The sequence below is a fragment of the Azohydromonas lata genome, from assembly GCF_034427735.1.
Lineage (GTDB): Bacteria > Pseudomonadota > Gammaproteobacteria > Burkholderiales > Burkholderiaceae_C > Azohydromonas > Azohydromonas lata.
Genome location: NZ_JAXOJX010000005.1, coordinates 109,766 through 121,749 on the forward strand (window position 1 = coordinate 109,766; position 11,984 = coordinate 121,749).

The window sequence follows — 11,984 nt, forward strand, 5'->3', positions numbered from 1 at the left end:
CAGCCGGCTCAGAGCTTGAGCAGCTTCTTCAACAAAGCCTCCACGTCAGCCATGTCCACCGGCTGACGGATTTCCACCGCCAAGGCGCCACCGGCTTTTTGCGTGAGCACGGCGACGGTCTTGCCGTCCTTTTTCAAGTGGCGCTTGTCCGCCAAGCCGCGCACCTGCGCCATGCCCAGCAGCTCATCGAGAACCGCCTTGGGCGCCCGTGGTACGGTACCCCGCCCCGCGATGGCCTTGGCGCGGGACAGCACGCCGTCCGGGTCCTTTTGAAGCGCCTCGGACAAGGGACGCGCCCAATGAAGCTGGATGTCGGCCGGCGAGCTGAACGCCGCCACCACGGCCGCAGGCAGTTCGGCCAAGCGCAGCGCCTTGGCGGCGTTGCTGTGGTCCATGCCCGACTCTTCGGCGAGGCGGCGAATGGAGCTGAAGAGGTTGGCTTGCAGCGCGCGCTGGATGCTTTGGCCCTGCTCCCATGGAGAAAGGTTGCGGCGCTCGCGGTTTTCGCGGTCCATGGTCAGCCACATCTGCTTGTCGCTGACGCTCTCGATCATGGCCAGCACCGGCACACCCAGCTCCAGGCAGGCGCGATGGCGGCGGTGGCCGAAGACCAGCTCGTACTGCACGCCGTCGCGCCGCGTGTCCGCATCCTCGATGGGCCGCACTTTCACGGGCTGCACGTTGACGCCGGCGTGCTCGATCTCGCCCTTGAGCTTGGCGAAGTCGGCGGATTCGAACTCGGACTCGTGCCGGTTGGCCAGGCGGCTGCGCGCGATGGTGCGCGCATCCAGCAGCTTCAGTGGCACGCTGCCTTCGTACTCGCGCAGCCGGGCCTTGACCTCGGCCAGCTCCTTGCCCAGCGGGCTGGAGCGGCCCAGCACGCCCATCATCTGGCCCACGCCGGTGTAGGCCTTGCGCTGCGTGGCAGCGTCCTCGGCCACCAGGGGCTGGGCGGCAGGGGCGGCGGGCGGCTCGGGGTCCGGCAGCAGGTTCACCAGCTTGGACTTCTCGGCGATCTTCTTGGTCATGGTCGTCTCCGGAACGCGCTTCAGGCCGCGGCAGCCTTGCGGCGCCAGGTGGCTTGTATGAGCTGCTCGACCAGCTCCGTGACCTTCTCATAGGCCTCGGCGGCGCGCTTGTAGGTGCGGGCGTTGCCATCGTATTTGCCCACGTCATAGATGGTGCCGAACTCGGCGGCTGCGGAGGCGGCGGCCGCCGTCTTGGGAATTTCCACCGGCATGACCTTGCCTTCGTAGGTCTGACCAATCCAGTCGCGGACCACGGTGGCGGTGGAGTCGCTGCTGTCCACGCGCGTGAGCAACACGCGTATGAAGTCGAACTCCTTGCCCACGCCGCGCTGCTCGACGAGCTGGCCGGCCAGGTCGGAAAACAGCCGCCAGAACTGGGAGGCCGAAGCGAAGTCCAGCGCGTTGGGCGGCAGCGGCATGAGCAGCCCATTGGCCGCCATCAGCGCGTTGATGGTGACGTAGGACAGCGAAGGGGGCGTGTCGATGACGATGACGTCGTACTCGTCGCGCACCTCGTCCAGGCCGACGTTGAGCACGTTCCAGAACTCGAAATCGTCCTCGGTCTGCTGGCGCGAAGGCAGCGAGAACTCGGCACCGAACAGCAGCGGCGCGGCCGCCACCAAGTCCACGCCGCTCCAGTAGCTGGGCCGGATGGCGCTGCGCAGCGAGCTCTCCGCACCCACGCACAAGGGCAGGATGGTCTGTTCGTCCTCCACCTCGGTGTCCGGCAGGATGCCGAACAGCGTGGTGAGCGAGCCCTGGGGGTCGCAGTCGACCGCCAGCACGCGGTGCCCACGCAGGCTCAAGCCTTGGGCCACGGACATGGCAGTGGTCGTCTTGCCCACGCCGCCCTTGAAATTGGCCAGCACCATGGTCACGGCCTCGGCGCCCGCGGGCCGCATGGCCGCGCCGCGGTAGGCGCGGGCCCAGGTCTGCACATCGGACAGCGAGAATTCGCGCCGCCCGTTGCCCAGCATGCGGCCTGCGGGCAAGTCGCTCTTTTGCAGCCGGTAGGCCACCTGGTTGCGGTCCAGCCCGCAAATGGCGCCCAACTGTCCGCTGCTGTAGACGGGCGAGCGCTTGCGCGAGGTGGGCGAGAGCATCGCGCTGCGCACCCGGCTCATGAGCAGGCCGGAGCGGTCAGCCTGGTCCATCACATCGGACAGCGTCTGGGGAGCCAGCGTCGCCGTATTCGTGTTCATTCCTGTCCTCCTTCGTGAGCACGGATCATAACGGCGAATCAGCGTTTGAAGGCTGCGTCAGCGCATGTTTGCTGAAACGTTTGGGTAGCTTCGGTTCACGAGACGGATCAGGAATCAAGCAGGCCGTCAGCCCTGAGTTTTCTTATCAAACACCCCGTTCGGGATTTAAGAGGTTCAAATTCCTTCAAAGCCTTTAATACCTTTATGGACGGAATTTCCTTTACGCATCAATGACTTATCTGCAAATGGGTGAGTCTTCTTGGGAATGAAGGTGAGCTGTTTTGGGAGCGAAGGTGAGCCCTCTTGGTAATAAAGGTGAGCGTGCTTGGTAGCGAACGTGAGCGGATAAGTGAATGGTCTGTGCTAGGCCTTGGCGCCACTGCCGCTACCAAATCCACTCACGTGGCGGGCGAAGAACGTGCGCCTGGCCGTGTGAGCAGGCCAAGTCGCCCGGCCATACGCGTGCGGCAGACGTGAACAAGCCGCCAAACATGGCATCCGGCGGCAAGCCAGTGCCGTGCCGTGTCGCCAGGCAGTTCCCCCGTCGCTTGTGTGAGGAGATTTGGTAGTGATCAGGCCCGTGGCCACCACGCCAAGTTGCCCGGAACCTGCCCGGCGAGTGAACGCCATGTGAGGAGATTTGGGAGTGCTGGCGTGAGGCATACGACCCGTGCTGGCTGCGGGAATCTCGGTACAGGTGAGCAAATTTGGTAGCGCTGCGTGAGCCAGGACGCCGGGCCGCACCTGTCGGCGCCACGCACCGCGGGTCGGACAGGTGAGGAAATTTGGTAGCGCCCGGCAGGGCGGAGCAGAACAGCACATGTGAGCCGCCTGGGTCGGCTCACTCACGTGATCGCCTACCATGTCGGCATGGCTCAGCAACCCGTCCTTTTTGACGACGATGACGAAGACGCGCCGGCCTCGGCCGACGTGGTGCGCAAGCACGTCAACGCCGTGGCGTTCATGCCGCGCGACCGCAAGATCACGCTGCTGGCGCGCCGCTCCTTCAACGTGCTGCTGCACGTGGCGCAGCGCCAGAGCGGCAAGGACATCTACAGCGCGCCGCTGAGCGAGATCATCAATCTCTCGCGCTTTGACTCCAACAACTATGAGCTGCTGAAGAAGACGCTCAAGCAGCTCATGGGCACGGTGGTGGAGTGGCAAAGCCCAACGGCCGGCGAGTTCGACGTGTGGGAGGCCTCCACGCTGCTGGCCGGCTGCAAGCTCATCAAGAACCGCAAGAGCGGCGCCATCACCATCGAGTGGTCCTACTCGCCCCAGATCCGCGAGCAGCTCATGGGGCCCGACCGCTACGCGCGCATCGCGCTGGACGTGGTGACGCAGCTTCGCAGCCACGCCGCCATGGCGCTGTACGAGATCTGCGTGCGCTACATCGACAACCCCAGCCACCTCACCGCGCGCCAGCACTGGCGCTGGTGGCGCCCGGTACTCACCGGGCAACAGGACGACCCGACGCGCAAGCCGCCCGAGTACCGGTACTTCAAGCGCGACGTGCTGACGCCGGCGATAGCGGAAATCAACGCCCTGTCCGACATCGAGGTGCGCGGCCCCGTGGAGCACAAGGGCGCGGACAACAAGACGATCGAGCAGATCCAGTTCTCGGTGCTGCGCAAGGCCAGTGCCCGCGTGCCCAGCGGCAAGGCTGCCGGCGCCCGCGATCTGGAGCCGGTGGACCTGCCGCTCATAGGCCGGGCCATGGACAGCGGCCTCAAGCAGGAGGACGCCGAGCAGCTGCTGCAGGAGTTCGGCCCAACGGCGCTGTCCGCCGGGCTGGACAGCCTGCAGCGGCGTACCGCACTGCCGCCCGGCGTGGCCGAGCCGGTGCAAAGCCCCGCCCGTTACCTGCGCGCCGTGCTGCCGGGTGTGCTCAAGAAGCCGGCCGAGGCCGACCAGGCCGCGCCTGCAGCCGCACCGCCGCGCGCACGCGCGGCAGCGGTTGTGGACGCACCCAGGCGCCAGGCGCGCTGGCTGGACGAGTGGCTGCGCCGTGCGCGCGAGGCGCTGCGCCACGAGATCCTTGCGCTGCCTCAAGCCGAGCGCGAGCGCTGGGTGGCGCAGTTTCGCGAGTACCTGGCCGACAAGCGTTCCCCGCTGCTCAAGCGCTTTGACACCAGCGGCTGGACGCACTCGCTTTTCGTCCAGGATTTCATCCGCTTCTACGCCAACGGCGCGCACGGTCCCGGCTGGGACAAGCCCAGCGCCGAGCAATTGCTGGAGCTCGCAGCCGAAGTGGGCGATGGCAACGCGTAAGGCTCACGCGCTGAATTGCCGCTGCTGAATGTGGAAAACGCCGCGCTCTGCGCGGCGTTTTCCATGGTGAATGCCCTGGCGGTGCCGGGGCAGGCCGCTGGCGGCTCGAAGCCGGCTCAGCTCGCCTTGGCCTTCACGTAGCGGCCGGGCGCGGGTTCTATGGGGCGGTGCTTGTCACTGCCCAGCTCGGCGCGGGCCGGCACCTCGTCGTCGCTGCCCTGTCGAGCCAGCCACTCGCTCCAGGCCGTCCACCAGCTGCCCGGGTACTGCTGGGCCTGCTTGAACCAGTGCTCGGGGTCGGCGGGCAGCAGCGCGGCGACCTCGGCGTGCGGGGAGGGTGCGTTGTCATCCGCATCCGGCGGCGGCAGCTCCCAGTAGCTGCGCTTTTTCTTGGCCGGCGGGTTGATCACGCCGGCGATGTGGCCGCTGGCGCCGAGCACGAAGGTGATGGGCCCGCCCAGCAGCTGCGTGCTGGCGTAGGCCGATTTCCAGGGAACGATGTGGTCCTCGCGCGAGGCGTAGAGGAAGGCCGGCACCGTGATCTTGCGCAGGTCCACCGGCACGCCGCACTGCACCGTGCCGCCGGGCTGGCGCACCCTGTTCTCCAGGTAGCCCTGGCGCATGAAGAAGCAGGCCATGGGGCCGGGCAGGTTGGAGTCGTCGGCGTTCCAGTACAGCAGGTCGAAGGGCGGCGGCGCCTTGCCCTGCAGGTAGCCGTTGACGACGTAGGGCCAGATCAGGTCGTTGGCGCGCAGCGCCGCGAACATGTGCGCCAGCTCGCGCCCGTGCAGCACGCCGCGCTGGCCTATGGTGGATTCGCGCAGCGCCATGGACTGCGGCGTGATCATCAGGCCCAGCTCGCCGGTGTCGGTGAAGTCCAGCAGCGTGGTCAGCAGCGTCATGCTGCCCACCTTGCCGGCCTCGCCTTGGGCCGAGAGCACGGCCAGCGTGCACGCCAGCAGCGAGCCGCCGATGCAAAAGCCCAGCGTGTTGACCTGCTCGCTGCCGGCAATCTCCCGGGCCACGTCGATGGCGGTCATGACGCCTTGGCGCTCGTAGTCGTCCCAGGTGAGGTGGCCCAGCGACTCGTCGACGTTGCGCCAGGACACGAGGAACACCGTGTTGCCCTGCGATGCCGCATAGGCCACCAGCGAGTTTTCCGGCTGCAAATCCAGGATGTAGAACTTGTTGATGCAGGGCGGGACGATCAGCAGCGGCGTGCGCTTCACGTGCTCCGTGCTGGGCGCGTACTGGATGAGCTGGAACAGCTCGTTCTCGAACACCACGGCGCCCGGGCTCAGGGCCACGTTCTTGCCGACTTCAAAGGCCTTTTCGTCCGTCATGGAGACGCGGCCCTTGGCGAAGTCCTCCATGAAAAGGCGTGCCCCCTCGATGAGGCTGCGCCCGCCCGTGTCCACCGCCGTCTGCAGCGCCTCGGGGTTGGTGAGCAGGCAGTTGGCCGGGCTCAGCGCATCCACGACCTGGCGCAGCAGGAAGCCCCATTGCGCCTTGGTGCGCTCGTCCATGGGCGTGGCCTCCAGCGTCTGGCGCAGCGCCTGCGTTTGCGCGAGGTAGCTCTTGGAGAGCATGTCAAAGCCCGGGTGCCTGCTCCAGGCCTCGGCCGAGAAACGCTTGTCGGAGGCCACGTTGACCGCACTGGGAAAGCCGGGAATGGCCGCGGCCAGGGACATGGGCCAGAAGGCCGTCATCTGCTTGAGCGTCTCCTGCTGCCAGGAGGTGAAGGCGGTGGCGGCCTGCATCCAGGGCGCGAAAGCCTGGTCGGCGGTGAAAGGGCCTAACGCCGCTTGCTGCGACTTCAGCAACTGCGTGAACCACTGGCCGGCGTCCGGCGTCGAAGGATTGTCCATGCGCTGTCTCCATCCTTGCTTGTCATGAGCGGCGCATTGCCGCGCCGCCCGCTCCATCTTCCCGCGGCAAGAACCGCGGGCGCCTCATGACCGGGTGGTGCACATGGCGTGCCGGTGCAAATGCAACACCACTGTCCCGGACTTTGCCATGAGCGTACCGGCTCTCGGGGTTTGTCCCGGTGCGCCTGACCTAGCTCAAGCGCGGTTCAGCATCTATCATCTACCGAACGGTCGGTAAATGATTCAGTCCCGAATGTGCATACGTTACGGGACTTGAACGTGGCAGTGGCTTGCAGTGGGAGTGGTGAAGGTGCCGGAGTCCATGATTCTCAAGAGCCAGAGCGGCGCGGTGCGCACGCTGGTGCTCAACCGCCCGGCGGCGCTCAACAGCTTCAACGGCGAGATGCACTCGCTGCTGCGCGCCGAGCTGGAGAGCGCCGCGGCCGATGTCGGCGTGCGCTGCGTGCTGCTCACGGGTGCGGGCCGGGCCTTCTGCGCGGGGCAGGACCTGGCCGATCCGCTGGTGTGCCCCGACACCTCGCAGCCCAAGGACCTGGGCGTGGCCATAGAGCGCTACTACGCCCCGCTGGTGCGGCGGCTGCGCAGCATGCCCGTGCCGGTGGTGGTGGCCGTCAACGGCGTGGCCGCGGGCGCGGGCGCCAATCTGGCGTTCTGCGGCGACCTGGTGCTGGCCGCGCGCTCGGCCAGCTTCATCCAGGCTTTCGGAAAAATCGGCCTGATTCCCGACAGCGGCGGCACCTGGCTGCTGCCGCGCCTGGTTGGGCGGGCGAGGGCGCTTGGGCTGGCGCTGTTGGGCGACAAGCTGCCCGCAGACGAGGCCGAGCGCATGGGCCTGATCTGGCGCAGCGTGGACGACGCCGAGCTCCTGCCGCTGGCGCAAGCCCTGGCCGAACGCCTGGCCGGCATGCCCACCAAGGCGCTGGTGGCCACGCGGCGCGCCATGGACGAGGCGCAGCACCTGGACCTCACGCACGCCCTCACCGCCGAGGCCAAGCTGCAGCGCGAGCTGGGCTTTGCGCACGACTACCAGGAAGGCGTGGCCGCCTTTGGCGCCAGGCGCGCGCCCGTCTTCACCGACCGCTGAACCGGCCAGGAGCACGCCCATGACCGCGACGCCGCAGGAAGTGGCCGAGCGCGTGCGCGCCGGCATGTTTGCCGAGGACCGCGCCGCGCAGGCGCTGGGCATGCAGGTCACGGACATCGGCCCGGGCCGCGCCACGCTGGCCATGGCGGTGCGCGAGGACATGCTCAACGGCCATGCCATTTGCCATGGCGGCCTCATCGCCACGCTGGCCGACACGGCTTTCGCCTATGGCTGCAACGCCCACGGCGAGCTCACCGTGGCTTCCGGCTTTTCAGTGGACTTCGTCGCCCCCGGCCGCTTGGGCGACGTGCTGACGGCGCGCTGCGTGGAGGTCTCGCGCGCCGGACGCACCGGCGTCTATGACGTGACGGTGGACAACCAGCGCGGCGAGCGCATCGCGGTGTTCCGCGGCCGCTCCTACACCGCCAAGGGCCGGCCCGCGGTCAAGGCCTGAGCCCGCTGCGACAAGAGGAAGGAGACAAGCCATGCCCGTCAAGCAACCCGTTGCCGCCGACCTGGAGCCCATCGAGCGCGCCAGCCGCGACGAGATCGAGGCCCTGCAACTGCAGCGCCTGCGCCGCACGCTGGAGCACGCCTACGAGAACGTGCCCCACTACCGCCGCGCCTTCGACGGCAAGGGCGTGCACCCGGGCGACTTGAAGACGCTGGCGGACCTCGCCAAATTCCCCTTCACCACCAAGAAGGACCTGCGCGACCACTACCCGTTTGGCATGTTCGCCGTGCCGCGCGAGCAGGTGGTGCGCGTGCACGCCAGCTCCGGCACCACGGGCAAGCCCACGGTGGTGGGCTACACGAGGAACGACATCGACACCTGGGCCGGCCTCGTGGCGCGCTCCATTCGCGCCGCGGGCGGCCGCGCCGGCGACATCGTGCACGTGGCCTATGGCTACGGGCTTTTCACCGGCGGCCTGGGCGCGCACTACGGCGCCGAGCGGCTGGGTTGCACGGTCATCCCGATGTCGGGCGGCCAGACCGAGAAGCAGGTGCAGCTCATACGCGACTTCCAGCCCGCCATCATCATGGTCACGCCCAGCTACATGCAGGTGATCATCGAGGAGTTCACGCGCCAGGGGCTGGATGCGCGCGAGTGCAGTTTGAAGATCGGCATCTTCGGCGCCGAGCCCTGGACCGAGGCCATGCGGCGCGAGATCGAAGGCAAGGCCGGCATTGACGCGGTGGACATCTACGGCCTGTCGGAAGTGATGGGGCCGGGCGTGGCCAGCGAGTGCATCGAGTCCAAGGACGGCCCGGTGGTGTGGGAAGACCACTTTTATCCCGAGATCATCGACCCCGACACCGGCGAGGTGCTGCCTGACGGCGCGGAGGGCGAGCTGGTGTTCACCTCACTGACCAAGGAGGCGCTGCCCATCGTCCGCTACCGCACGCGCGACCTCACGCGCCTCTTGCCGCCCACGTCACGCGCGTTCCGGCGCATGGGCAAGATCGTCGGCCGCTCGGACGACATGCTCATCATCCGCGGCGTCAACGTCTTTCCGACGCAAATCGAGGAGATCGTGCTGCAGCACGAGAAGCTCTCCGGCCAGTACCAGGTGCAAGTCATGCGCGACGGGCTGCTGGACGAGGTGCTGGTGCGCTGCGAGCTGCAGCCCACGCTGGGCCCGCTGGCGCCCGCGCAAACCGATGCGATTGCGCAGTGGGTGCAGCAGCGCATCAAGACCCTGGTGGGCATCAGCACGCGCGTGGAGGTGCTGGTGCCGGAGTCCATAGAGCGCACCCTCACCGGCAAGGCGCGGCGCGTCATAGACCGCCGGCCCAAGGGCTGAAAACCCCATCCGCAGGAGCTGCCATGTACACCCAAGCCATGGACACGCAGGGCCGCGAGGCCGCCGAGGACAAGACGCTGCGCAGCGTCGAGGAGTTGCACCTGCAGCAGCGCTTTGACGCCACGGTGGACGACGGCGGCTTCATCGAGGCCAAGGACTGGATGCCGGCCAACTACCGCAAGAAGCTGGTGCGCCAGATCAGCCAGCACGCGCACTCCGAGATCGTGGGCATGCTGCCGGAAGGCAACTGGATCTCGCGGGCGCCCACGCTCAAGCGCAAGGCGATTCTGCTGGCCAAGGTGCAGGACGAGGGTGGCCACGGCCTCTACCTCTACGCCGCCGCCGAGACCTTGGGCGTGAGCCGCGACGAGCTGCTGGACGCGCTGCACTCCGGCAAGGCCAAGTACAGCTCCATCTTCAACTACCCCACGCTCACCTGGGCCGACGTGGGCGTGATCGGCTGGCTGGTTGACGGCGCAGCCATCATGAACCAGGTGCCCATCTGCCGCTGCTCCTACGCGCCCTATGCGCGGGCCATGGTCCGCATCTGCCGCGAGGAGAGTTTTCACCAGCGCCAGGGCTACGACAGCCTGCTGGTGATGATGGAGCAGGGCACCAACGCGCAAAGGGCCCTGGTGCAGGACGCGGTGAACCGCTGGTGGTGGCCCTGCCTGATGATGTTCGGCCCGCCCGACGACCAGTCGCCCAACTCGGCGCAGGGCATGCGCTGGGGCATCAAGCGCGTCTCCAACGACGAGTTGCGCCAGAAGTTCGTGGATGCCACGGTGGAGCAGGCCAAGCTGCTGGGCGTGATGCTGCCGGACCCCGGGTTGAAGTGGAACGACACCCGCAAGCATTGGGATTTCAGCGCCATCGACTGGGACGAGTTCTGGCGCGTGGTCAACGGCAACGGCCCCTGCAACCGCGAACGCCTGGCCGCGCGCGTGAAGGCCTGGGACGAGGGCGCCTGGGTGCGCGAAGCGGCCCTGGCCCATGCGGCCAAGCAGCGCGAGCGCGAGGCACAAGCGGCGTGATCTGGGCTTGTGAACTTGCCAACCAGTTAGGAGACTCGCTATGAGCACCGACACCAACAACGAATGGCCGCTGTGGGAAGTGTTCGTCCGCAGCCGCGCCGGGCTGGACCACAAGCACTGCGGCAGCCTGCACGCCGCGGATGCGCCCATGGCCCTGCAGATGGCGCGCGACGTCTACACCCGGCGCCAGGAAGGCTCCAGCATCTGGGTGGTGCGCTCGGACCAGATCACCGCCAGCGACCCCGGCGACAAGGACATGTACTTCGACCCGATGGAAGACAAGGTCTACCGCCACCCCACTTTCTACAAGCTGCCGGACTCGGTGGACCACATGTGAGCCGCGCGAGGCAGCCATGCAGCCCTCCATTGCACTTCAACGCGACGCGCGCCAGCAGTACCTGCTGCGCCTGGGCGACACCTGCCTCATCTCGGCCCAGCGGCTGGGGGAGTGGACCGGCCATGCGCCGGTGCTGGAGGAGGACATCGCCCTGGCCAACATGGCTCTGGACCTGCTGGGCCAGGCGCGCGCGGTGCTCACGCTGGCCGGCAGCGCGCAGGGCTTGAGCGAGGACCAGCTCGCCTTCCTGCGCGAGGAGCGCGACTACTTCAACCCCACGCTGGTGGAGCTGCCCAACGGCGAGGGCCGTCCCGGCGACTTCGCGCTGACCGTGCTGCGCAATGCCTTCGTCGCCACGCTGCTCAGGTTGCTGTGGGAGCGGCTGCAGGGCTCTGCCGACGAGGAGCTGGCCGCCATCGCGGCCAAGGCCGTCAAGGAGGCGCGCTACCACCAGCAGCACGCGGCCGATTGGGTGCTGCGCCTGGGCGACGGCACGGACGAGTCGCACCGCCGCATGCAGGCCGCGCTGGACAAGCTCTGGCCCTACACGGCCGAGCTCTTCGATGCCGACGCCGTGGACGACGAGGCGGCCGACAGCGGCCTGGGCCCGCGTTGGGCCGAGCTGCGCGGCGCGTGGATGGCCGAGATTGGCCCACTGCTGCAGGCCGCCACGCTGCGCCAGCCGCCTGATCAAGCTTTCATGAGCACCGGCCGCCGCGGCGTGCACAGCGAGCACATGGGCTACATCCTGGCCGAGATGCAGCACTTGCAGCGTGCCTATCCGGGAGGCGCATGGTGACGGCGCAACCCGCGCCCGGCGCCCGCGTGCAGCGCGCCTGGGACGTGCTGGCCGGCGTGCTGGACCCGGAGGTGCCCGCGCTGTCGCTGTGCGATCTGGGCATCGTGCGCGACGTGCGGGAAGCCCACGAGGCCGCCGGCCTGCTGGAAGTCGTGCTCACGCCGACCTATTCCGGCTGCCCGGCCACCGAGGTCATCGAGCGCAGCGTCGTGGACGCGCTGGACGCCGCCGGCCTGGGTCCCGTGCGCTTGAAACTGCAGCGCGCGCCGGCGTGGACCACCGACTGGATCAGCGAGGAGGGGCGGCGCAAGCTGCGCGAGTACGGCATCGCGCCGCCCGCGCACGGGGCCGCAGGGCAGGCCGTGCCCATTCGCCTGGTGCCGCGCCGCAAGGAGCCCGTGGCCTGTCCTCGCTGCGGCAGCACGCACACCGAGCAGCTCTCGGCCTTCGGCGCCACGGCCTGCAAGTCGCTGCACCGCTGCCTGGATTGCCGTGAGCCCTTCGAGCACTTCAAACCCATCTGAGGCGAGGCTGG

11 protein-coding genes are annotated in these 11,984 nt (G+C 68.0%); 8 read left to right on the forward strand and 3 right to left on the reverse strand.

From position 1 onward, the window contains the following. Window positions 1–8: 8 nt before the first annotated feature. Together SM757_RS05600 and SM757_RS05605 are read right to left on the reverse strand one after the other, a co-directional pair. On the reverse strand, window positions 9–1,028 hold the full coding sequence (locus SM757_RS05600) for a ParB/RepB/Spo0J family partition protein (protein WP_322464708.1): 1,020 nt from the start codon (window positions 1,026–1,028) through the stop codon (window positions 9–11). A 20-nt stretch (window positions 1,029–1,048) separates the two neighbouring features. After that, entirely contained in the window at window positions 1,049–2,230 is a 1,182-nt protein-coding gene (locus SM757_RS05605; protein WP_322464709.1) for a ParA family protein, read from the reverse strand. Window positions 2,231–3,100: 870 nt separating this feature from the next. Here SM757_RS05605 and SM757_RS05610 point away from each other — a divergent pair. Then, complete coding sequence (locus SM757_RS05610) at window positions 3,101–4,501, forward strand: replication initiation protein (RefSeq protein ID WP_322464710.1); 1,401 nt, start codon at window positions 3,101–3,103, stop codon at window positions 4,499–4,501. 116 nt (window positions 4,502–4,617) lie between these two features. Here SM757_RS05610 and SM757_RS05615 read toward each other — a convergent pair whose 3' ends face one another. Next, on the reverse strand, window positions 4,618–6,369 hold the full coding sequence (locus SM757_RS05615) for a PHA/PHB synthase family protein (protein ID WP_322464711.1): 1,752 nt from the start codon (window positions 6,367–6,369) through the stop codon (window positions 4,618–4,620). A 310-nt stretch (window positions 6,370–6,679) separates the two neighbouring features. Between SM757_RS05615 and SM757_RS05620 the strand changes: the two genes are divergently transcribed. The 7 genes from SM757_RS05620 to paaD are packed head-to-tail and all read left to right on the forward strand — an operon-like array spanning window position 6,680 to window position 11,973. Then, window positions 6,680–7,474: an enoyl-CoA hydratase-related protein gene (locus tag SM757_RS05620; RefSeq protein ID WP_322464739.1), complete on the forward strand. Its 795-nt coding sequence runs from the start codon at window positions 6,680–6,682 to the stop codon at window positions 7,472–7,474. Window positions 7,475–7,493: 19 nt separating this feature from the next. Next, entirely contained in the window at window positions 7,494–7,928 is a 435-nt protein-coding gene (gene paaI / locus SM757_RS05625; RefSeq protein ID WP_066338486.1) for a hydroxyphenylacetyl-CoA thioesterase PaaI, read from the forward strand. 31 nt (window positions 7,929–7,959) lie between these two features. Next, window positions 7,960–9,279, forward strand: coding sequence for a phenylacetate--CoA ligase PaaK (gene paaK, locus SM757_RS05630; RefSeq protein WP_322464712.1), 1,320 nt, complete (start codon window positions 7,960–7,962; stop codon window positions 9,277–9,279). A gap of 23 nt (window positions 9,280–9,302) precedes the next feature. Further along, complete coding sequence (paaA, locus tag SM757_RS05635) at window positions 9,303–10,313, forward strand: 1,2-phenylacetyl-CoA epoxidase subunit PaaA (RefSeq protein ID WP_322464713.1); 1,011 nt, start codon at window positions 9,303–9,305, stop codon at window positions 10,311–10,313. Window positions 10,314–10,353: 40 nt separating this feature from the next. Beyond that, entirely contained in the window at window positions 10,354–10,650 is a 297-nt protein-coding gene (gene paaB / locus SM757_RS05640; protein ID WP_066343336.1) for a 1,2-phenylacetyl-CoA epoxidase subunit PaaB, read from the forward strand. Window positions 10,651–10,666: 16 nt separating this feature from the next. Further along, entirely contained in the window at window positions 10,667–11,449 is a 783-nt protein-coding gene (gene paaC, locus SM757_RS05645) for a 1,2-phenylacetyl-CoA epoxidase subunit PaaC (RefSeq protein ID WP_322464714.1), read from the forward strand. After that, a complete protein-coding gene (paaD, locus tag SM757_RS05650; RefSeq protein WP_322464715.1) occupies window positions 11,443–11,973 on the forward strand; it encodes a 1,2-phenylacetyl-CoA epoxidase subunit PaaD in 531 nt (176 codons plus the stop codon). Before paaC ends, paaD begins: the two co-directional genes overlap by 7 nt. Window positions 11,974–11,984: the final 11 nt, after the last annotated feature.

Coding starts and splice junctions, on each gene's coding strand:
- SM757_RS05600 (WP_322464708.1), bottom strand. CDS start 1,028: ATGACCAAGAAGATCGCCGAGAAGTCCAAGCTGGTGAACCTGCTGCCG.
- SM757_RS05605 (WP_322464709.1), bottom strand. CDS start 2,230: ATGAACACGAATACGGCGACGCTGGCTCCCCAGACGCTGTCCGATGTG.
- SM757_RS05610 (WP_322464710.1), top strand. CDS start 3,101: ATGGCTCAGCAACCCGTCCTTTTTGACGACGATGACGAAGACGCGCCG.
- SM757_RS05615 (WP_322464711.1), bottom strand. CDS start 6,369: ATGGACAATCCTTCGACGCCGGACGCCGGCCAGTGGTTCACGCAGTTG.
- paaI (WP_066338486.1), top strand. CDS start 7,494: ATGACCGCGACGCCGCAGGAAGTGGCCGAGCGCGTGCGCGCCGGCATG.
- paaK (WP_322464712.1), top strand. CDS start 7,960: ATGCCCGTCAAGCAACCCGTTGCCGCCGACCTGGAGCCCATCGAGCGC.
- paaA (WP_322464713.1), top strand. CDS start 9,303: ATGTACACCCAAGCCATGGACACGCAGGGCCGCGAGGCCGCCGAGGAC.
- paaB (WP_066343336.1), top strand. CDS start 10,354: ATGAGCACCGACACCAACAACGAATGGCCGCTGTGGGAAGTGTTCGTC.
- paaC (WP_322464714.1), top strand. CDS start 10,667: ATGCAGCCCTCCATTGCACTTCAACGCGACGCGCGCCAGCAGTACCTG.
- paaD (WP_322464715.1), top strand. CDS start 11,443: ATGGTGACGGCGCAACCCGCGCCCGGCGCCCGCGTGCAGCGCGCCTGG.